Raw genomic sequence first — 20,407 nt, forward strand, 5'->3', positions numbered from 1 at the left:
CCGAACGATCAGCGTGAAGGAAAACTCCCAAGATGGCGACAGAACAACTGATTCCGGTATTCGACGGGCACAATGACGTTCTGCTGCGGTTGTGGTCTTCCAACAAGCCCGCGCCCGAAAAGCGGTTCCTTGAAGGCGAGGACGTTGGACATATCGACCTGCCCCGTGCCCGCAAAGGCGGGTTGGGCGGCGGACTATGCGCGGTGTATGTTCCGTCCCCTGCCCGCGAGCTGGATGCCGATGGCAATCTGCCGACGCCGAGCCAGCAGGACGCCATGAAGGCGACACTGGGCATGGCGGCAATCCTGCAAAATATCGAACGCAAATCGATGGGACAGGTGCGCATCTGCCGGACCGCCGCAGACATTCGCGATGCATTCGCCAACGGCATCTTTGCTTCTGTCTTTCATATTGAAGGGGTGGAAGCTTTCGATGAAAGCCTCGACGCGCTTTATGTGTTGCATGCCGCGGGCCTGAGAACACTCGGCCCGGTGTGGAGCCGCCCCAATATTTTTGCACATGGCATTCCCTTCCGCTTTCCGTCATCGCCGGATATCGGACCGGGCCTGACCGATCACGGCAAGGCGCTCATCCGCGCCTGCAACGAATTGAAGGTCATGGTCGATCTTTCTCATATGAATGAAAAAGGGTTCTGGGATATCGCAGCGCTGTCCGATGCCCCGCTCGTCGCGTCGCATTCCAATGCCCATGCGCTTTGCCAGCAGAGCCGCAATCTGACCGACCGGCAGCTCGACGCCATTCGCGATACCGGCGGCCTCGTCGGTCTGAATTTCGGTGTCGGCTTCCTGCGCGAGGATGGGCGGCGCGACCCGAATACCGATCTGAACGAACTGGTGCGTCATGCGGATTATATCGTCAACCGCATCGGTATTGATCACCTTGCGCTGGGTTCGGATTTTGACGGCACGACAATCTCGAACAGCCTGCACAGTGTTGCCGACCTTCAGCGCGTGATCGAGACCTTCCGCAAGCACGGCTATGACGATGCTTCCATCGTGAAACTCGCCCATGGAAACTGGATTGATGTGCTTGAACGCACCTGGGGCAAATAAGCCGCTGAACTGTACAACATATATCGACAGGATACCGAGGAGGCCTTTCAGGGCCTCCTTTTTTCGTTCAAGACAGCGGATGCTGCTTTCGCTACTGTTGCCTGACTGGCTCGTCTTCTGTGTCGAACCTTCGAAATAATCCACAGCCCTTCACAATTTTTCGCGTGGCTTTCGATTTTTTTCTTTTTTAGAGCTACTATTTTCGAGTTTACTCTGGCATTGGGAAAATCGAAGGTTGATCCTTCACAAAAAATTGCATTCATATAAGCGCTACATAAAAAATGGTTGCGCAAAGCGGACACGCCGGGATCGGCTAAGCCTGAATGCAGCCACTCAGCATGAGGAGGAAACATGCTTACCCGTCTGATCACGACTTCCGCGCTCACAGGCGTTCTTGCTCTTTCCATCGGTTCGCAGGCATTTGCCCAGACCGAATTATCCTGGTGGCACGGCATGACCGGCGCCAATAACGAAATGATCAACGAACTCACCAAGGAGTTCAATGAAAGCCAGAGCGATTACAAGATCGTTCCGGTCTATAAGGGCAGCTATCCTGAAACGTTGAATGCGGGCATCGCTGCGTTCCGTTCCAAGCAGCCGCCGGCAATCCTTCAGGTCTTCGACGCTGGCAGCGGCGTGATGATGGGCGCAGAAGGCGCCGTGGTTCCGGCAGCCGAAGTGCTGGAAAAGGGCGGATTCAAGTTCGACAAGTCGCAATATCTGCCGGGTATCGTTGCTTATTATTCCAAGCCGGACGGCACCATGCTGTCCTTCCCGTATAATTCCTCGTCGCCGATCCTCTATTACAACAAGGATGCCTTCAAGAAGGCTGGCCTGGACGAAAACAACCCGCCAAAGACCTGGCCGGAAGTCTTTGAAGCCGCCAAGAAGATCAAGACGAGCGGTGCTGCCCCTTGCGGCTTCACCTCGACCTGGCTGACCTGGATTCAGACCGAAAATTTCGCAGCCTGGAACAACGTTCCTTATGGCACCAACGAAAACGGCCTCGGCGGCACCGATGTGAAGCTGGAAATCAACTCTCCGCTTTACATCCAGCACTTCCAGTCGATTGCCGATCTCGCCAAGGATGGCGCATTCCGTTACGGCGGACGCACCTCGGAAGCAAAGCAGCTCTTCACGTCCGGTGAATGCGCGATGCTGACGGAATCGTCGGGCGGTCTCGGCGATGTGGTCAAATCCGGCATTAATTACGGTATTGGCCAGTTGCCTTATTATGAAGGTCACGGCCCGCAGAACACCATCCCCGGCGGTGCGGCTCTCTGGGTATTCGCTGGTCTCAGCGACGATCAGTACAAGGGCATTGCGCAGTTCTTCAACTTCCTGTCGCAGACCAAGATTCAGGTTAAGCTGCACGAGAAGTCCGGCTATCTGCCGGTAACGCTGGCCGCTTACGAGGAAACCAAGAAGTCGGATTTCTATGAAAAGAATCCGGGTCGCGAAACGCCGATCCTTCAGATGATGGGCAAGGAGCCGACCGAAAACTCCAAGGGCGTGCGCCTCGTCAACCTGCCGCAGGTACGTGACATTCTGAACGAAGAGTTCGAATCCATGCTCGGTGGCAAGCAGGACGCCAAGACTGCGCTTGAAAACGCCGTCAAGCGTGCGAATGACGCGATCGCAGCCGCGCAATAAGTTTTAAATCAAGCAATGCCGCCTGCTCAAAACCGAGTGGGCGGCTTTGTTTCCTGCAAGGAAATCGCCCGTGCAGAAAGTCACGTTTCCCAACAAGATCTTACCCTATTTCCTGCTGGCGCCGCAGATTGCGTTGACGCTGGTGTTCTTCTTCTGGCCAGCCAGTCAGGCCATTTATCAGTCCTTCATGCGTGAAGACGCATTCGGCCTGAAATCCACTTTCGTGGGACTGGCAAATTTCAGCACGGTTCTTTCGGACCCGAACTATCTGCATTCCTTCAGGGTCACGATTGTCTTCAACGTCCTGACCGCGCTTCTCGCTATGGGCGCAGCCCTGTTGTTGGCGACTGCGGCTGACCGCGTTATACGCGGCAAGACCCTCTATCGCACACTGTTGATCTGGCCCTATGCGGTGGCGCCTGCCGTCGCCGGTATGCTCTGGCTGTTCATGTTCAACCCGGCCATGGGCACGCTGGCCTATATCCTGCGCCGCAACGGCGTTGCCTGGGATCCGCTTCTCGACGGCAATCAGGCCATGGGCCTGGTCGTTTTTGCAGCCGCATGGAAACAGATTTCCTACAATTTCCTGTTTTTTGTCGCAGGCTTGCAGGCAATTCCTAAGTCGTTAATCGAAGCGGCGGCCATTGACGGTGCGCGCGGTGCGCGGCGCTTCTGGACCATCGTGTTTCCGCTGCTGGCCCCAACTTCATTCTTCCTGCTGGTGGTCAACACGACCTATGCCTTCTTCGACACGTTCGGCATCATCCACGCCGTCACCGGCGGCGGCCCTGCCAAGGCCACGGAAACGCTGGTCTACAAGGTTTACAATGACGGCTTCGTCAATCTGAACCTCGGCTCGTCGTCTGCCCAGTCGGTCATTCTGATGGCCATCGTCATCGCCCTGACTGCTTTCCAGTTCCGCTTCGTTGAGAAGCGCGTGCATTATTCGTGAGCGAGGCGGCCATGATCGAAAAACGCCCCATCTCCAATCTGATCGGCCATCTGATCCTGATCATCGGGATCATCATCGTTGCCTTTCCGATTTATTACACCTTCGTCGCCTCGACGATGAGTTCTTCGGAAATCATCCGTCCGCCAATCTCACTCCTGCCCGGCAATCACCTTGTCGAGAACTATAACGAAGCCATATTCGGCGGCGTGGAGCGCGTTGTCGGCGTCAGCCTTGAAAGGCTGCTGTGGAACTCGTTCGTCGTCGCGATGGCGATTGCCATCGGCAAGATCATCATCTCGTTCATGTCGGCTTTCGCGATTGTCTTCTTCCGCTTTCCGCTGCGCATGTTCTTCTTCTGGATGATTTTTGTGACGCTGATGCTGCCGGTCGAAGTGCGCATTTTGCCGACCTACAAGGTCATCGTCGATCTCGGCCTGATCGATACCTATGCGGGGCTGACACTGCCCCTGATGGCATCGGCGACCGCGACATTCCTGTTCCGGCAGTTCTTCCTCACCATTCCGGGAGAACTGGTCGAAGCCGCACGTATCGATAATGCAGGACCGTTCCGCTTCATGCGCGACATCCTCCTGCCCCTGTCGAAGACGAATATCGCGGCGCTCTTCGTCATTCTCTTCATTTACGGATGGACCCAGTATCTCTGGCCCCTGCTCGTTACCAATGACGCGAAAATGAACACCATCATCATCGGCCTGCGCCGCATGGTTGATTGGGCCGACGCTTCCACCCCGTGGAACTATGTCATGGTAACGGCAATTCTGGCCATCATCCCGCCGATCCTCGTTGTCGTGCTGATGCAGCGCTGGTTCGTCAAAGGTCTCGTGGAAACGGAAAAATAATGAGCAAGATCGTTCTTGATAATGTCCGCAAGAGCTATGGCGGCGGCATCGAAGTCATCAAAGGCGTTTCACTGGATATTCAGGATGGCGAATTCGTCGTTCTCGTCGGCCCATCGGGCTGCGGCAAGTCCACGCTGCTGCGCATGATCGCCGGTCTGGAAGGCATCACCGGCGGCACGATTGCCATTGGCGATCGTGTGGTCAACGATGTCGAGCCAGCCGAGCGCGACATCGCCATGGTGTTCCAGAACTATGCGCTTTACCCGCATATGACAGTGCGCGACAACCTCGCTTATGGCCTGAAGAACCGCAAAACACCGAAGGACGAGATCGAACGTCGTATTGGCAAAGCCGCCAAGGCGCTGGAGATCGAACAATTCCTCGACCGCAAGCCGCGCCAGCTTTCGGGCGGCCAGCGCCAGCGTGTCGCCATGGGCCGCGCCATTGTGCGCGAACCAGCGGCATTCCTTTTCGATGAGCCGCTTTCCAATCTCGATGCCAAGCTGCGCGTGCAGATGCGCGTCGAGATCAAGCGTTTGCAGCGTTCGCTTGGCACGACCAGTGTTTACGTGACCCACGACCAGATGGAAGCCATGACCATGGCTGATCGTCTCGTGGTGCTGAATGCCGGAAATATCGAGCAGGTCGGCACGCCTATCGAGCTTTACGAGAAGCCTGCCTCGACCTTCGTTGCGACCTTCATCGGCTCTCCGTCGATGAACCTGCTGGAAGGCGGCGCAAGTACAGTCTGGCAGCCGGGGAGCGCCATCAAAGCCCCGTCGGGCAAGTTTACGCTCGGTGTGCGTCCGGAAGACATGCGCATTCTCGAAGCCGGAGAACCGGCAGCCGACGGTTTCAATGCCGATGTGCGCATCGATGCAATCGAACTGGTCGGCGCGGAAAGCTTCATCCATGGCTCGCTGTCCGATGGCAAGCCTCTGGTCTTCCGCGTGGCCGGTCGTTCCAGCCACACAATCGATGAAGTTGTGAAGGTTGGCGCTTCGGCGCAGAACGTCCATCTTTTCGACGCGGAAGGTCGCCGTATCGGCGACTGATTGAAACAACCTTGCGCTCTACAACCGGAGCGCAAGGCACTCTCGCTTTTGCAGCGCGCATCATTCACGGCGCCCGAATAATCAATTTCCGTTTGAAATTTTATGCGTTACACAGAAAAGGAATAATTTTCTCATTTCTGGGAACGCGTACTGAATGACTCATCAACAAATACTATCCTTCGCTGTGATCGTACTTATGATGGGGGCATTTATCTGGGGCAAGTTTCGATACGACGTCGTGGCGCTTTGCGCGCTTTTGCTCGGTATCGCGGTTGGTGTTGTTCCCTTCGATAAAGCGTTTACTGGCTTTAGCGACGACATTGTGATCATCGTCGGCAGCGCACTGGTGGTCAGTGCAGGTGTTGCGCGCTCTGGCTTGATGCAGCTCGCCGTGCAGCGATTCCTGCCGGAAATGAACAGCGTTCGATTGCAGCTTGCCGTCCTCGTGGCCATCGTGACTGTCCTTTCCGCCTTCGTGAAAAATGTTGGCGCGCTGGCGATCATGATCCCGGTCGCCTTTCAGTTTGCCCGCCGCTCCAATGTCTCGCCCTCGACATTTCTGATGCCGATGGCCTTCGGCGCGCTGCTCGGCGGATTGATGACGCAGGTTGGCACCTCGCCCAATATCGTTGTTTCACGCATTCGTGGCGAAATGGTCGGCGAACCTTTCACCATGTTCGACTTCACGCCGGTTGGCGCGGTGCTTGCGGCTGTCGGTCTTGTCTATCTCGTTTGCTTCTACTGGCTGGTGCCGCAGCGTACCCGTGAAAACGTTTCTCTCAACGAAGCCATCAAGATCAAGAACTACGCTTCAGAAGCGCGCGTTTCAAAATCCTCTCCGCTGGTTGGCAAACAAATATCAGAACTCATCCGCCCAGCCGAAGGCGAAGCCATGGTCACGGCCATTATCCGCAAGGAAGGGCGCATCACGCCGCTGCCGGACACGGTTCTTGCCGAAGACGATATCGTCATGCTGGAAGGCGATCCGAAAGCACTCGACACAGTCGTCAGCGCCGGAAAGCTGACCCTGTCCGAAAATCGCGATCCGAAAGACACAAGTGGCTCGACCGACATTGAGGTGGTAGAGGCCGTTATCGGCAAGAACTCGCATCTGGTCGATCTCTCGGCGCAGCGGCTGGAGCTTTATGCGCGCTATGACGTCAATCTTCTCGCCGTCAGCCGCCCCGGTGAACGCATTACAGAGCGCCTGAGCGAAGTGCGCCTGCGTTTCGGCGACATTCTGGTGCTTCAGGGCAGACAGGCCAGCCTTTCGACCTTCCTGCCTGAATTCGAACTTTTGCCTTTGGCGCGGCGCAAGCTGATGCTCGGCAATGTCCGCAAAAGCCTCATCCCGCTGGCAATTCTGATTGTTGCCATTGGCGCGACCGCTTTGAGCATTGTACCGGTTGCAGTAGCGTTTTTCGCAGCCGCAGTTGCGATGCTGCTTTTCAAGGTCATCCCGCTCAACGAAGTCTATGACGAGATTGATGGGCCTATTCTGGTGATGCTGGCAGCGCTGATACCGGTGTCGGACGCGCTTCGAACCACAGGCGGCACCGATCTGATCGCCGAAGCGCTCGCCACCATAGGCCACCAGCTGCCACCCGCCGGCGCGCTGGCGCTGATCCTGGTGGCTGCAATGATGGTGACGCCGTTTCTCAACAATGCCGCCACAGTTCTGGTCATGGCGCCCATTGCGACCAGCTTTGCCTCCGGCCTTGGTTTCAAGCCGGAAGCTTTTTTGATGGCCGTGGCCATCGGCGCGGGGTGTGATTTCCTCACCCCTATCGGCCACCAGTGCAACACACTGGTCATGGGACCGGGCGGTTACAAATTCAGTGACTATCCGCGCCTTGGACTGCCGCTTTCCATCATCATCGCCATTGTGACTGTGCCGACACTGATGTTCTTCTGGCCACTGAAGTAATCAGAGCTTCTGGGCGCGGATCCAGATGAGGCTTTCCGCCACGATCTTCTCAATCGGGTCGGCCACATCAGCGCGGAAAACAAGCGGCTCACCCACCGGGCTTTCCAGCGTCGCAATCTGGCTTTCGAGCATGGCGACCGGCATGAAATGGCCTGTACGGTGACCCATATGCTCATGGAGAACTTCGAAAGTGCCGTCGAGAAAGATGATCATAACCGGCGCTCCGGCAGCGGCGCGCAAACGGTCACGATAGACTGCTTTCAGCGCCGAACAGGAAACAACAACGCCATCACTTGCTGCGGCAAGGTGTTCGCCGATCTTGTCCAGCCAGGGCCAGCGATCTTCATCCTGAAGCGGAATGCCCGCCGACATTTTATCGACATTGGCCTTTGGGTGTAGCGAATCCCCTTCCAGAAAGGGTAACTGCAATTCGGCAGCAATCTTCTCGCCGACGGTGGACTTTCCGGACCCCGAAACGCCCATAACAATCATACGCAGCATCAATATCCTCACAGGCTCGCCGATGCGCTGGCATCGGCATGCGAAGCCATAAAATCTTCGCAAAAACTAAACGGATCACGCAACACCAGCGATGTGCGGCGTAACCCGTCGACCTGTCAAGCTTCCGTGGAAAATAATCCGCCTTGGCGCAAAGGCTCTCAGTTCAGCGGGATCGCGTTGCCATCTTTCTGGGACTGATAGGCGCCGGACATCGCATCATATTTGGCACGAATGGCATCAAGACGCTTTTCAAGCCGCGAACGATCCGGTTCCGGCAAAGCCGCAACCAGCTTGGGCAAGGAATGACTATGCCAGAAGGCATTGTCGCGATTATAGCCGCCCGGTTCCAGCGTGAAGACTTCTTTCAAAATCTTCAGATCGTGCGGAATGGAAAATGCATCGCGCGAATCTTCATGGCTGAACAGATAATAGAAATTGTCGAAACCGCTCCAGGTGATGGCCGAGAGGCACATCGAGCATGGCTCATGGGTTGAAAAGAACACCATATCCTTGGTGTTCGGCCTGCCCTTTTCAGGCATTTCATAAAAGCGCTTCAGCGTGTGTACTTCACCGTGCCAAAGCGGGTTTTCCGTCTCATTGTTGGTTTCCGCCAGAACAAGCGACAGATCGGACTTTTGCAGCAGGGCTGCACCGAAAATCTTGTTGCCAGCGGCAACGCCTTTTTCCGTCAGCGGGATGATATTGTTCTCAAGGACTTCGATCAGTCGTTCCAGAAGCTTCAGATCATTCGACTGCAAAGGCTCTCTCCTCATCTCTCATCAGGAAATACGCCGGGCGCGAATGCCCGGCGTTACAAAACTATTCTGCGAAGAACGCGAAGCGGATCACGAACAGGGCCGCGACCAGCCAAGTTGCAAGGTGAACCTCGCGTGCCTTGCCGGTAAAGGCCTTGAGCACGACATAGCTGATGAAGCCGAAGGCAAGACCATTGGCAATCGAATAGGTCAGCGGAATAGCCAGTGCGGTAAGCGCAGCAGGGGTTGCTTCCGTAATGTCGTGCCAATCGATTTCAGTCAGTTCGCGCATCATGAGGCAAGCCACATAGATCAGTGCGGGTGCGGTTGCGTAAGCAGGGACCGAACCGGCGAGCGGCGAAATGAACAAGGCAGCCAGGAACAGCAGTGCGACGACCAGAGCCGTAAGACCGGTGCGACCGCCTGCCTGCACGCCAGAAGCGCTTTCGACATAAGCCGTCGTGGACGAGGTGCCCAGCAGCGAGCCGCCGAGAATAGCCGTGCTGTCAGCAAAGAGAGCGCGGCCGAGACGGTTCGGCTTGCCCGGTTCAATCAGGCCACCACGCTTGGCGACGCCGATCAGCGTACCCGTGGCGTCGAACACTTCCACCAGCACGAAGACCAGGATCACGTGCAGAATGCCGGTATGGAGCGCGCCCATGATGTCGAGCTGTAGGAAAGTCGGCGCAAGGCTTGGCGGGGCGGAGAACACGCCATTGAACTGGCTGATGCCAAGCGCAATTGATGCGACCGTCACAACCAGAATGCCGATCAGGATCGAGCCGCGCACCTTGAGCGCATCCAGAACAGCGATGATGAAGAAACCTGCGATAGCGAGCAGCGTACCGGCCTTGGTCAGATCGCCAAGGCCGACGAGCGTTGCTTCATTGTCAACCACGACGCCAGCAGTTTTCAGGCCGATGAGCGCCAGGAACATACCGATACCGGCTGCAATCGCGCTTCGAAGCGAATGCGGAATGCCTTCCACCAGCCAGCGGCGGATACCCGTTACCGTCAGAAGAAGGAAGATGATGCCGGAAATGAAAACCGCACCGAGCGCCTGCTGCCAGCTGAAGCCCATGGCTCCAACGACCGTGAACGCGAAGAATGCGTTGAGGCCCATGCCGGGCGCCATGCCGATCGGCCAGTTGGCGACAAGCGCCATGATGATCGAGCCGAGCGCAGCGGCGAGACAGGTCGCCACGAAAACCGCGCTTTTATCCATGCCCGTGGTGGACAGGATATCCGGGTTGACAAAGATGATGTAGGACATCGTCAGGAAGGTCGTCACGCCGGCGATGATTTCCGTCCGCGCGTTGGTGCCGTGTTCCTGTAACTTGAACAGCTTTTCGAGCATCGTTCCTCCGAGGCAAGTAGGCCCGTTTCTCGGGTGCCCACGCCAATTCCGCCACGGACAGAGTTGCTGTGCCGCCACGGAATGCAGAATGGAGCAAACCCTGTGGGATTGCCAAAATGTTAGACGCCGCCGCATTTTGCGCGGACGGACTGGTTCCCCTTACACCTCATTGCAGACAAAGCACAGTTCCCTACCGCGATCCGTACACAATTCTGCCTTGAGAATGCCTATTTATTGACTTGATGGAGTGTGGACTGACTTGCTCGCCGACGCCAGTTCCCCATTTGCCGGGAAATATTTGAAAGTGCTTCAAAAAAAGCGCCCACCTCGGCAGCGGGCGCATTGATCAATATATTGATTAGAAAGCGCTTTTCAGCAACAGCGCGGTCGCATAGAGGCCAAGCGCGAAAAATGTGTGCGCGACAAGGTTCATAATACGGACATGTCGTGCATTCGGCAGGCGGGATGCTGCCCAACCGATTCCCAGCCCCGGTTGCAACAAAAACCAGCCAGCCGCGACAGTCAGTATGCCAAAAATCCAGGCCGGAAGAAAGACGGGGTTCTCAAACCACGCCGCCCCGCCGTAAAATGCGAAAATTACACCGTAGAGAATACCAACAACATAATGCCCGATCCAGCCAAGCGCGACTTCGTGCCGGTAGGGCGTGGCCTTGCCGATGTCATCATGGAAAATCTGACCTTCGCGCAGATGCCAGAACCAGCGTCCAACCCGCCCCCAGTTCGGAAGCGACTGCCCCGGCATGGCAGCCAGCACGATTGCCCAAATATCCATCACTACAGTCGCGCCGATCCCGATCAGGATACCACGCCAAAAAAGATCCATCATCTTGCGAGCCTTTATGTCATCGGGCGATCAGTTAGCAATCTGATCGCCCGATGCGCAAGGATGCCAGTCTCAGTATAGATGTTTGCACACAATATTACGGCAAAGCCGCTGTAATAATCGCTTGAATAGTCATTGCTCTAAAAAGAGAGTGACAATGAAGAACACTCAAAGCCTGAACATCTCGACCGTGATATGCTCTTCATCATCAGCCCCCGCGAGACTGAGTATATGAAGGACTGCGCAGGAAACAATTCAAAGTTGTCTCATAACGGGATCAGAAATGTCCCAAATGCAAATGAATCCCGAAAAAACCGACGAAAATAGATCGGCTCGCAGAATGAAATGGCAAAGGCACGACATGTCTGCCGCCCGCCGAAAATGCCAGTTTTTCAATAGAAGGGTGAAAAAGTTTGCCAGCGAGAACGCGCTGAACGTACCAGAAAGAGCTAAAATACTATTTTGTGTATAGCTAAAAAAGCAAAAGCGCCGGGACTGGAGACCGACGCTTTGTCACTTTATTTCGATTGTACTTGACGGGCGATCCTTGGAAAGACGCTCCATACGCACTTATCGACCGAATACGGCGCTCTGGATCTGCGAACGCGAAACGCCGATGTCGGCAAGAAGATGGTCGTCCATTGCACCGAGTTCACGAACTGCACGGCGACGGGATACATACTGTTGGAATTTCTGACGAATGTTCATTTGCTCTCTCCTCGTTTGGATGATTATCAAATAGGCGTTTGTCTAAATTTCCACCACGGATATGATTGCAAATGAGGCATGCGTTTTCGCGAGGGCTCGAAGCCTTGAAAAAGGCGAAATCACACCTCTCAATTTATACTGGCGCGACGTCGATTTTTACTAAAATGTCTTTTGCCAACGCGCCACCAATCGATTAGAGGAACGGGAAAGAGCCTCCTCCCTCTCTTTCGGCCTCCGCGCTTTCGGACCCGTCTTTACGGACATTGTCATGCTTTACGGAATTTTCCTCGCGTTTGCTTCCTATGCCGCATTCGCCATCAGCGATGCCTGCGTCAAGTTTATTGACGGCTCGCTGTCTCCTTATGAAACTGCCTTTTTTGGCGCTGTACTTGGCCTCCTTGCTGTACCTTTTACCAAAAAGGCCAGTGACAGTTGGCTCGATATGTTTCGAACCACAAATGTGAAGATGTGGCTTCTGCGCACGGTCACGGCAACCATGGGCGTCGTCGGCAGCGTTACAGCCTTCACGCATCTTTCCATGGCTGAAGCCTTCGCGCTAATTTTCCTGCTGCCTGCTTTCGTCACCATATTGTCGGTCGTTTTCCTCAAGGAGCAGGTCGGCTGGCGACGCTGGCTGGCAGTTGCCATCGGCTTTGCCGGTGTGCTGGTGGTGCTGCGCCCCGGTTTCCGTGAACTGTCCATTGGCCATCTCGGTGCCCTCGCCGGCGGCATGGGCGGTGCGGTCGGCATCATCATTTTCCGCGTGATGGGTAAAAACGAAAAGCGCATCTCGCTTTATACAAGCGGCCTTGTCGGCCCCATCGTGATTTGCGGCGCACTGATGCTACCGACCTATCAGGCCCCCGACACGATGCAGTGGGTCTATCTTGCCGGATATGGCCTTCTCGCAGCACTCGCCAATATCCTTCTGATGCTGGCCGCCAATCACGCGCCCGCCAGCGCAATCGCCTCGCCGCAATATAGCCAGATGATCTGGGCGATCCTTTTCGGTTATTTCGTCTTCCATGATCATATCGACATGGCGATGCTGATTGGTATCGTGCTGATTGTCATCTCCGGCATGTTCACATTCATCCGCGAACGCCAGCGTGGCGTGGAAGGACCGCCAGCCGTCGCGACCTCCGATCCAACTGCGGCTCTGGTCGAAGAAAACCCTGCGCAGTAAGGATTTCGCGACCGCCGCTGCTTGCACCCATCATGGCAAGTTTGAATATCGGCTTGCCATGATCTAAAAACATGATAGTTATCCTCATATTAAATGGGGATATACCTGCCTGTTCCTGCCTGCGGGATACCCTTTTGATCTTCCCGAAAGGACGGTTCCGAGGTTGAGCTTCTGGCATTCCATGACCTGGCACGCAGAAGGCATTCGGGTGGTCGCCCCGGTCAAATGGCGCGTGTTCGACGGTCTGGTCAGCGCGTTTTGGGAAGCGGAAAGCCAGACAGGCGCGACCGGCTACTTTCTGTCAGACGATCCCCGCATCATGATCTTTTTCAACGATGTTTCATCGAACATCAGCATATCCAACACGCAAGGCACGCTGAAACAGCATTTTCGTCCGATGATGCGTGCGATCTATCTGCCCGCAGGACTGCCGCTTTGGACGAAGACAGTTTCGATGCATCGCTTCTCGCATCTGAACTTGCATTTTCATAAAGACCGGCTGCTCAAATTCCTGACACCGGCGGTCGGCACGTCGGCTGCGATGGCGGCGTTGCGAAGTCCTGCAGAAATTCAGGATATCGGGGCCGTCGAAACACTGGCCAGATTGCTGGTGGATGAGACCTCCAACCCTTCGAAACATGCACTTTTCGCGGAAAGTCTTGTTGGCAGCATTCTGGCCAGTCTCCTCGATATTTCGGGAGACGAGAATAGCCAGGGTTATGGCCGCTTGACCCAAGCTCAGATGAACAAGCTTCATGCCCGTTTTAATGCATGCAGTGACGGGCGGCTCAGCGTTGCCGAAATGGCGGCGACTGTGGGCCTCTCTGAAAGCTGGTTTTCCAATGTCTTCAAGCAGACAACCGGAAAGACCCCGCTGCAATGGCAGCTCGGCAAACGCATTGATCTGGCGCGGGATCTATTGATCGGCAACGGCGAAGTGACAGTCGCAGGCGTTGCCGCCCAGCTTGGCTTTACCGATCAGGCACATCTCACCAAGGCTTTTCGACAAATTGTCGGCGAAACGCCCGCCGCATGGCGTCGTTTGCAGCAGCGCCGGTCTGACTGAAACCATATCAGCACTGTGAAAAGCCCCACCCGAATATCATCGGATGGGGCCTGATTTTTACCAGGTCTGACGAAGCGTTGCCGTGATCTCGCGGCCCGGATTATAGAAATAGGCACCGGAGCCGCCATTGGCGACATGCTTTTCATCGAACAGGTTGCTCGCATTCACCTGAAGCGTGGTGTTTTCCTTGATATTATAACTGAACGACGCATCAACCACGACGCTGGACTCGCCCATGCCGATTTTTGGTGTCGGATTATTCGCATTGCCCAGATAATACGAGCTGATGTAACGCGCGCCCACACCGAAGGTCATGTCGCCTCGCGCGCCTTCGCCTTCCAGCGTATAGGTGCCCCAGATGGACGCCATATGTTTTGGAACCATGGCGAGGCGATTGCCGTCGTAAACACCGCCCGGCTCTTCGATCTTGGAGTCGATATAGCTATAGGCCGCGATCACGTTGATGTTGCGTGCAACTTCCGCCTTCGCTTCAAGATCGACGCCGCGATGCCGCACTTTCTCGACACTGGAAGGCAGATAGGTCACGCTGTCATAGACAGTGAAATTTTCCTTCGTCAGATCGTAGATTGCAGCGCTGAACAATGCCGGGAAAGCATCAGGCTGATATTTAACACCGATTTCATACTGCTTGCCGGTCGTGGGTTCGACACCGACATCGGCAGGCGCAACAGATTCCGCATAGCTGGCATAGGTCGCGAGTTCATCGGTTATGCGATATGTCAGACCGAAGCGCTTGCTGAAATCGCTGTGATCACCTTTATCGGTAACGCTCGTGAGCCGGTTTTCTTCGGTGAGGTCGAGCCAGTCATTGCGTAGTCCCACCGAGAAAATCAGCTTGTCGTACAGGACAACATCCTGCTGGAGATAAAGGCCGGTGGTCTTCTGCTTGTTTCGCTTGCTCGTATAGGGCGCGGTTGAAAGTGGGCCACCGGTATAAACGGGGTTTGTCCAGTCTATGCCGGGTGCCGCGCCCCACGACGTGGCGTTGGTCGACTTATAATTATTGTACTCAAGGCCAACCAAGGTGCGGGTTTCGACATTGTCGAAATTGGCCTCATAAAGAAAATGCGAGTCGATAATGAATTGCTCGTTGGAGCTTTCATTGCCGAAGAAATAGCGATCCGCGATTGTCGAACCATTTGTCGGCGTTCCACCGATATAAGCATAGCCGAAATCGCTGTCCGTCTTGCTGTAGCGTGCATTGGAGCTGAAGCTCAGACCATTGCCGAAGTCATGATCGAACATGGCGCTGAGCGCATTCCGCTTCGTTCCACGGAAATTATAATCCGGCTCGCCAAAAAAGCGGCTTCGGCTGAAATCCGTGCCAATGGGTTGCCCGCCGCTGCCGGGGGTGCCGTTCTTGTAGAGATGATCGTAAACTACAGTCAGGCTGGTTGCTGCATCGGGCCGCCAGGTCAGTCCACCCATGACGAATTTATCGTCATTGCGCGAATAGTCATATTCGGCATTGGCATCCTGAAACTTGCCGGTAAAGCGATAGGAAAGCGTGTCGTCCTTGGTGATGTTGTCGCCAAAATCGACGCCGACTTCCTTATGTTCGTAGGAACCGCCGGTGATATAGGCTTCCCCGAAGCGTTCGCTTTTCGGGCGCTTGGTGACATAGTTCACCGCGCCGCCGGGCTGTGCAACGCCGAAGCCTGAAGAGTTCGAACCCTTCAGAACTTCCACACGCTCATAGGCGAATGGTTCTTCGCGGATGCCGCCGAAAGGCGAGCCGACCACCAATCCATCACGGTAGGTGTAAGCGTCGAAACCACGGATCTTGAAGTAGTCGAAGCGGTCGTCAGAACCGTAAAAGTCGGTATTGACGCCAGACGTGTATTGCAACACCTGCTCGACAGTCTGCGCGTTGCGGTCCTGAATCTCCTTCGCCGTGATCACCGAGACCGAGGCTGGCGTATCGAGAATTTCTGCCGGGATCTTGCCGCCGATTGTCGTCTTGCGTGCAACGATGGACTTGGAATCGTCGTCGCTTCCGCCCGCGCCGTCGACGGTAATGGTCTGGAGCACAGTCGTAGAGCCAGACGTCCCCGCCGCATCCTGAGCGGAAGCCACGCCCGGCAGGATGAGCGCCAGCGCCGTACAGCCCAACAAGGCGGCATTGCGGTAACGGATTCTGGTTTGCCTGCTGTTATCAAGTGTCTTTGCGATGTTCATGCTCACGTTCCAGAATCCGGTTATGCGATGATCGTCGACAGCTAAAGCCGACAGCGATGCTTAGATTTTGGGATGTTGTCAGACGCTCTGCCTGGCCGAACCGTTGAAAACGTCCCCATTCAGCCGACCGGGAATCTAAACCTCAATACCCTCAAAACCGCATTAACTTGAGAGTAGTTGTCCAGTATTGTAGAAATCTGCTTTTTTGTAAAAAGCCACGGATATTTCATACAGCTCCGGCCAAGCCCCCGGCATCGCACTTGACTGCGTATATTTAACCTGAGAGTGAAAGGCCACTTTTAAAGCACATGAAAGCAAGGAGAATGCGCCCCATGTCGTGGTTCATTCGTTCGCCGCTGATGTTCGTCGCATCGATGCTGTTTGCAATGGGCGTGGCATTAGCCGCGACCGGCTCAGCATCCGCCGACGAAAGCCAGACCTATCCCATTGTGATCAAACATGCTTTCGGCACAACGACCATTCAGGAAAAGCCAAAGCGGATAGCGACCGTCGCCTGGGCGAACCATGAAGTGCCGCTGGCTTTGGGCGTGGTGCCGGTAGGTTTTGCCGCCGCTAATTTCGGCGATGACAATGGTGACGGTTTATTGCCATGGGTTGACGAACGGCTGAAAGAACTGGGCGCGGAAAAGCCAGTCCTGTTCGATGAGGGCGACGGGATCGACTTCGAAGCCGTGGCGGAAACCAAGCCTGATGTCATCCTCGCTTCCTATTCCGGCCTGAGACAATCAGATTACGATACGCTTAGCCAGATCGCGCCCGTCGTGGCCTATCCGGAAGCGCCATGGTCCACAGACTGGCGCGACATGATCCGCCTTAACAGTGCAGGCATGGGCATGGCTGCCGAGGGTGAAGCGCTCATCAAGAAAATCGACGGTGAAATTGCCGATGCCGTGGCTGCCTATCCGCATCTGAAGGGTAAGTCGGCGATGTTCGTCACCCATCTCGACGCAACAAATCTCAGCACGATCAGATTCTATACGACCAACGATACGCGGGTGCGGTTCTTCAACGATCTTGGATTGAAATCCCCCAAAAGCGTTGTCGATGCATCCAAGCCCGGCCAGTTTTCTGGCTCGATCAGTGCCGAACATGTCGATGCTTTCGACGATGTGGACATCGTAGTAACCTATGGCAGTCAGGAACTGTACAACGCCATGAAGAGCAATCCGCTGATGGCCAAAATGCCGGTGGTCACCCATAATGCCATCGTCATGCTGGGCAGGAATCCGCTCGGCACGGCTGCGAACCCGACGCCACTCTCTATCTCGTGGGTGCTGAAGGATTATGTCGCCTTGCTTGCGCAGGCGGCTGACAAGACGAAATGACAGCCCACAGCAGCCAGACTGCCCCTTACACACCGCAATTCGGCAAGACGCATCGCACAAGAGCAATGTGGCTGGCGGTCGTGATCGCCTGCCTTGCGCTTCTCTGTTTCCTGTCGGTTTCGCTTGGCACCCGCAACGTGAGTTGGGCAGACATAGTTACGGCGCTCGGCGGTCAGGTTGATACAATCGGTCAGGCGGCGGTGTCGCTTCGAATTCCGCGTACCTTTCTTGCACTGGTGGCAGGCGCAGCGCTTGGACTTGCCGGGGCCGTCATGCAGGGCGTGACACGCAATCCGCTGGCTGATCCGGGCATACTGGGCGTCAACATGGGCGCATCGCTTGCCGTGGTCATTGGTGTTGCATGGTTTAACATCGCCTCGTCGCAGGCCTTCATCTGGGCGGCCATTCTCGGTGCAGGCTGCGCAGCCGCCTTCGTTTATACGATCGGCTCGCTCGGTCGCGGTGGCGCGACACCACTCAAACTCGCGCTTGCGGGTGCCGCCACGTCCGTCGCTTTCTCGTCTATGGTGATTGCCGTCGTACTCCCCCGCAACGACATAGCAGGCGGTATCCGTTCCTGGCAGATCGGCGGGGTCGGCGGAGCAACATTCGACCGAATTTCCCATGTGCTGCCCTTTCTCGCTGTCGGCTTTCTCATCAGCCTTCTATCGGCGCGCAAGCTGAATTCACTGGCGCTCGGCGACGAACTTGCCGCTGGCCTTGGCGAAAACGTCGCCGTCGCACGCGCCATGGCGGCGCTCGGCGCCATCCTTCTTTGCGGCGCAACAACCGCCATTTGCGGCCCAATCGGCTTTGTCGGCCTGATTGTTCCGCATCTCTGCCGTCTGCTTGTCGGCGTCGATCACCGCTGGCTCCTGCCCTTTTCCGCCATGATCGGCGCATGCTTGCTGGTTGGCGCAGATGTGGTTGGTCGCCTTATTGCCCGACCGGCTGAACTCGATGTCGGCATTGTCACGGCTTTTGTCGGGGCGCCGTTCTTCATCTGGATCGTGCGGCGTCAGCGGGTGCGGGAGCTGTGACCATGTTATCGCCCACCGCAGCCACCATTGCGCAGAACCGCCGACTTCGTGCTCGCAAGCGAACAGCCATCATTGCACTATTGCTGGTGCTGCTGGCCGCGTTTTTCACGCTGACGCTAATGCTCGGTCAGTCCTTCACGCCGCCATCCGACGTGGTGCGTGTACTCCTCGGCGAGCACGTTCAGGGCGCAAGCTTCACAGTCGGTCAGCTACGCCTGCCCCGCGCAGTGCTGGCAGTTCTGGCCGGATTGAGTTTCGGGCTGGGGGGTGTCGCCTTTCAGATCATGCTGCGCAATCCGCTGGCGAGCCCTGACATTATCGGCATCAGTTCTGGGGCAAGTGCTGCCGCGGTTTTCGCCATCGTCGTGCTTTCAATGAGCGGCCCGGCTGTTTCCATCTTCGCCGTTGTCGCTGGATTGGGTGTCGCCTTGCTGGTCTATGGCCTGTCGTTTCGAAACGGTGTTGCTGGCACGCGGCTGATCCTTGTCGGCATCGGCGTTTCCGCAATGCTGGAAAGCTTCATCGCCTATATCCTCTCCAGCGCTCCAGCGTGGAACCTTCAGGAAGCGATGCGCTGGCTGACAGGTAGCGTCAACGGTGCCCGTCTGGACCAGACACTGCCGCTACTTCTGGCTCTTTGCGTTTTCGGTGGCCTGTTGCTGAGCCGCAGCCGCGATCTGGAGGCGCTAAGGCTGGGCGACGATACAGCAGCAGCACTTGGCACACGTGTTGCCACGACGCGCATCATCGTCATCGTCGCAGCCGTTGGTATGATTTCCTTCGCAACGGCGGTAACGGGACCGATTTCATTCGTCGCTTTTTTGTCGGGACCAATTGCTGCGCGCATCATCGGCAATAAAGGCTCGCTGCTGATCCCCTCGGCACTTGTTGGGGCCACGCTTGTGCTGGTTGGCGACTATTGCGGGCAATTCCTGCTGCCGAGCCGATATCCGGTGGGCGTCGTCACCGGCGCACTTGGCGCGCCTTACCTGATCTTCCTCATCATACGCGTCAACCGGACCGGAGGTTCGCTATGACCACCCACACACTCACCGTCAGCCAGCTTTCGTCGGGCTATGACGACACACTCATTCTCGACGGTCTCGACCTCGACGTTCCATCCGGCAAGATCACGGTGATCGTCGGCGCCAATGCCTGTGGCAAGTCCACTCTGCTGCGCACCATGTCGCGGCTGCTTGCGCCGCGCAAAGGCCAGGTGCTTCTCGACGGAAAATCCATTCACAAAATCCCTTCCCGCGAGCTGGCGCGAACTCTGGGTCTGCTCCCGCAATCGCCCATCGCGCCAGAGGGCATTACGGTTGCCGACCTTGTCAGCCGTGGCCGCAATCCGCATCAAAAAATGTTTGCGCGCTGGACACGTGAAGACGACGAAGCTGTCGCCGCCGCGCTAAACGCGACCCAGACTGCATTGCTTGCAGAAAGACCCGTCGATGAACTTTCCGGCGGTCAGCGCCAGCGCGTCTGGATCGCCATGGCATTGGCGCAGCAGACGGAAATTCTGCTCCTCGACGAGCCGACAACCTTTCTCGATATCGCTCATCAGGTCGAGGTTCTCGATCTTCTGACCGACCTTAACCGCGAACGCGGCACGACCATCGTCATGGTGCTGCACGATCTCAACCTTGCTGCCCGCTATGCCGATTTTCTGGTTGCGATGAACGACGGTCGTCTGCATGTGTCCGGCGCGCCGCAAGATGTGCTCACCGAGAAGACGGTTGCGGATGTTTTTGGCCTCGAAAGCCGCATCATCACTGATCCCACATCCGGTCGACCGATGATGCTACCAATTGGCCGCAATCGCATGAAAGCCGATATCGGGCAGGAAAAAGCCATCGCCTGATGGCTGCGGCTGTCACATGCACTT

The 20,407-nt window shown here is 56.1% G+C and carries 18 protein-coding genes; 12 read left to right on the top strand and 6 right to left on the bottom strand.

Features of this window, described 5'->3' with window-relative positions; translation table 11 throughout:
• Positions 1–32 precede the first annotated feature (32 nt).
• From FGI60_RS08095 to FGI60_RS08120, 6 genes are all read left to right on the top strand, one after another.
• Entirely contained in the window at positions 33–1,073 is a 1,041-nt protein-coding gene (locus FGI60_RS08095) for a dipeptidase (protein ID WP_138784743.1), read from the top strand.
• Positions 1,074–1,424: 351 nt separating this feature from the next.
• The gene (gene ugpB, locus FGI60_RS08100) at positions 1,425–2,726 is read left to right on the top strand and encodes a sn-glycerol-3-phosphate ABC transporter substrate-binding protein UgpB (RefSeq protein ID WP_138784744.1); all 1,302 of its coding nucleotides are present in this window, start codon (positions 1,425–1,427) and stop codon (positions 2,724–2,726) included.
• A gap of 70 nt (positions 2,727–2,796) precedes the next feature.
• A complete protein-coding gene (gene ugpA / locus FGI60_RS08105) occupies positions 2,797–3,678 on the top strand; it encodes a sn-glycerol-3-phosphate ABC transporter permease UgpA (RefSeq protein ID WP_078336890.1) in 882 nt (293 codons plus the stop codon).
• A gap of 11 nt (positions 3,679–3,689) precedes the next feature.
• Positions 3,690–4,538 carry a sn-glycerol-3-phosphate ABC transporter permease UgpE gene (ugpE, locus tag FGI60_RS08110; protein ID WP_138784745.1) on the top strand — a complete coding sequence of 283 codons (849 nt, stop codon included), beginning with the start codon at positions 3,690–3,692 and terminating at the stop codon, positions 4,536–4,538.
• Positions 4,538–5,593, top strand: coding sequence for a sn-glycerol-3-phosphate import ATP-binding protein UgpC (locus FGI60_RS08115; protein ID WP_138784746.1), 1,056 nt, complete (start codon positions 4,538–4,540; stop codon positions 5,591–5,593). The genes ugpE and FGI60_RS08115 overlap by 1 nt, the downstream gene beginning before the upstream one ends.
• Before the next feature lie 154 nt (positions 5,594–5,747).
• Positions 5,748–7,520, top strand: coding sequence for an SLC13 family permease (locus FGI60_RS08120; protein WP_138784747.1), 1,773 nt, complete (start codon positions 5,748–5,750; stop codon positions 7,518–7,520).
• On the opposite strand, the gene FGI60_RS08125 is transcribed toward FGI60_RS08120, so the two are convergent.
• The 5 genes from FGI60_RS08125 to FGI60_RS08145 form a co-directional block, all read right to left on the bottom strand.
• Positions 7,521–8,021 (bottom strand): gluconokinase, encoded by a 501-nt coding sequence (locus FGI60_RS08125; protein ID WP_138784748.1) that lies wholly within the window; start codon positions 8,019–8,021, stop codon positions 7,521–7,523.
• Between the two features lie 158 nt (positions 8,022–8,179).
• Entirely contained in the window at positions 8,180–8,779 is a 600-nt protein-coding gene (locus FGI60_RS08130) for a deaminase (RefSeq protein ID WP_138784749.1), read from the bottom strand.
• A gap of 61 nt (positions 8,780–8,840) precedes the next feature.
• The gene (locus FGI60_RS08135; RefSeq protein ID WP_138784750.1) at positions 8,841–10,133 is read right to left on the bottom strand and encodes an NCS2 family permease; all 1,293 of its coding nucleotides are present in this window, start codon (positions 10,131–10,133) and stop codon (positions 8,841–8,843) included.
• 358 nt (positions 10,134–10,491) lie between these two features.
• A complete protein-coding gene (locus FGI60_RS08140) occupies positions 10,492–10,980 on the bottom strand; it encodes a DUF2938 domain-containing protein (RefSeq protein WP_138784751.1) in 489 nt (162 codons plus the stop codon).
• A gap of 567 nt (positions 10,981–11,547) precedes the next feature.
• The gene (locus tag FGI60_RS08145) at positions 11,548–11,685 is read right to left on the bottom strand and encodes a DUF1127 domain-containing protein (protein ID WP_078336882.1); all 138 of its coding nucleotides are present in this window, start codon (positions 11,683–11,685) and stop codon (positions 11,548–11,550) included.
• 268 nt (positions 11,686–11,953) lie between these two features.
• On the opposite strand from FGI60_RS08145, the gene FGI60_RS08150 reads away from it, so the two are divergent.
• Positions 11,954–12,871: a DMT family transporter gene (locus FGI60_RS08150; RefSeq protein WP_138784752.1), complete on the top strand. Its 918-nt coding sequence runs from the start codon at positions 11,954–11,956 to the stop codon at positions 12,869–12,871.
• Between the two features lie 163 nt (positions 12,872–13,034).
• Positions 13,035–13,937: a helix-turn-helix domain-containing protein gene (locus FGI60_RS08155; protein ID WP_210238433.1), complete on the top strand. Its 903-nt coding sequence runs from the start codon at positions 13,035–13,037 to the stop codon at positions 13,935–13,937.
• 57 nt (positions 13,938–13,994) lie between these two features.
• On the opposite strand, the gene FGI60_RS08160 is transcribed toward FGI60_RS08155, so the two are convergent.
• On the bottom strand, positions 13,995–16,136 hold the full coding sequence (locus FGI60_RS08160; RefSeq protein ID WP_138784754.1) for a TonB-dependent siderophore receptor: 2,142 nt from the start codon (positions 16,134–16,136) through the stop codon (positions 13,995–13,997).
• Between the two features lie 359 nt (positions 16,137–16,495).
• Between FGI60_RS08160 and FGI60_RS08165 the strand changes: the two genes are divergently transcribed.
• Genes FGI60_RS08165 through FGI60_RS08180 form a run of 4 tightly spaced genes read left to right on the top strand, consistent with a single transcriptional unit; the run spans position 16,496 to position 20,383 of the window.
• Positions 16,496–17,482 carry an iron-siderophore ABC transporter substrate-binding protein gene (locus FGI60_RS08165; RefSeq protein ID WP_235889775.1) on the top strand — a complete coding sequence of 329 codons (987 nt, stop codon included), beginning with the start codon at positions 16,496–16,498 and terminating at the stop codon, positions 17,480–17,482.
• Positions 17,479–18,522 (top strand): FecCD family ABC transporter permease, encoded by a 1,044-nt coding sequence (locus FGI60_RS08170; RefSeq protein WP_138784756.1) that lies wholly within the window; start codon positions 17,479–17,481, stop codon positions 18,520–18,522. Before FGI60_RS08165 ends, FGI60_RS08170 begins: the two co-directional genes overlap by 4 nt.
• Positions 18,523–18,524: 2 nt before the next feature.
• Complete coding sequence (locus tag FGI60_RS08175; RefSeq protein WP_138784757.1) at positions 18,525–19,559, top strand: FecCD family ABC transporter permease; 1,035 nt, start codon at positions 18,525–18,527, stop codon at positions 19,557–19,559.
• Positions 19,556–20,383 carry an ABC transporter ATP-binding protein gene (locus tag FGI60_RS08180; protein WP_138784758.1) on the top strand — a complete coding sequence of 276 codons (828 nt, stop codon included), beginning with the start codon at positions 19,556–19,558 and terminating at the stop codon, positions 20,381–20,383. The genes FGI60_RS08175 and FGI60_RS08180 overlap by 4 nt, the downstream gene beginning before the upstream one ends.
• The last annotated feature ends 24 nt before the right edge of the window (positions 20,384–20,407 follow it).

The organism is Brucella haematophila (assembly GCF_005938105.1).
GTDB lineage: Bacteria > Pseudomonadota > Alphaproteobacteria > Rhizobiales > Rhizobiaceae > Brucella > Brucella haematophila.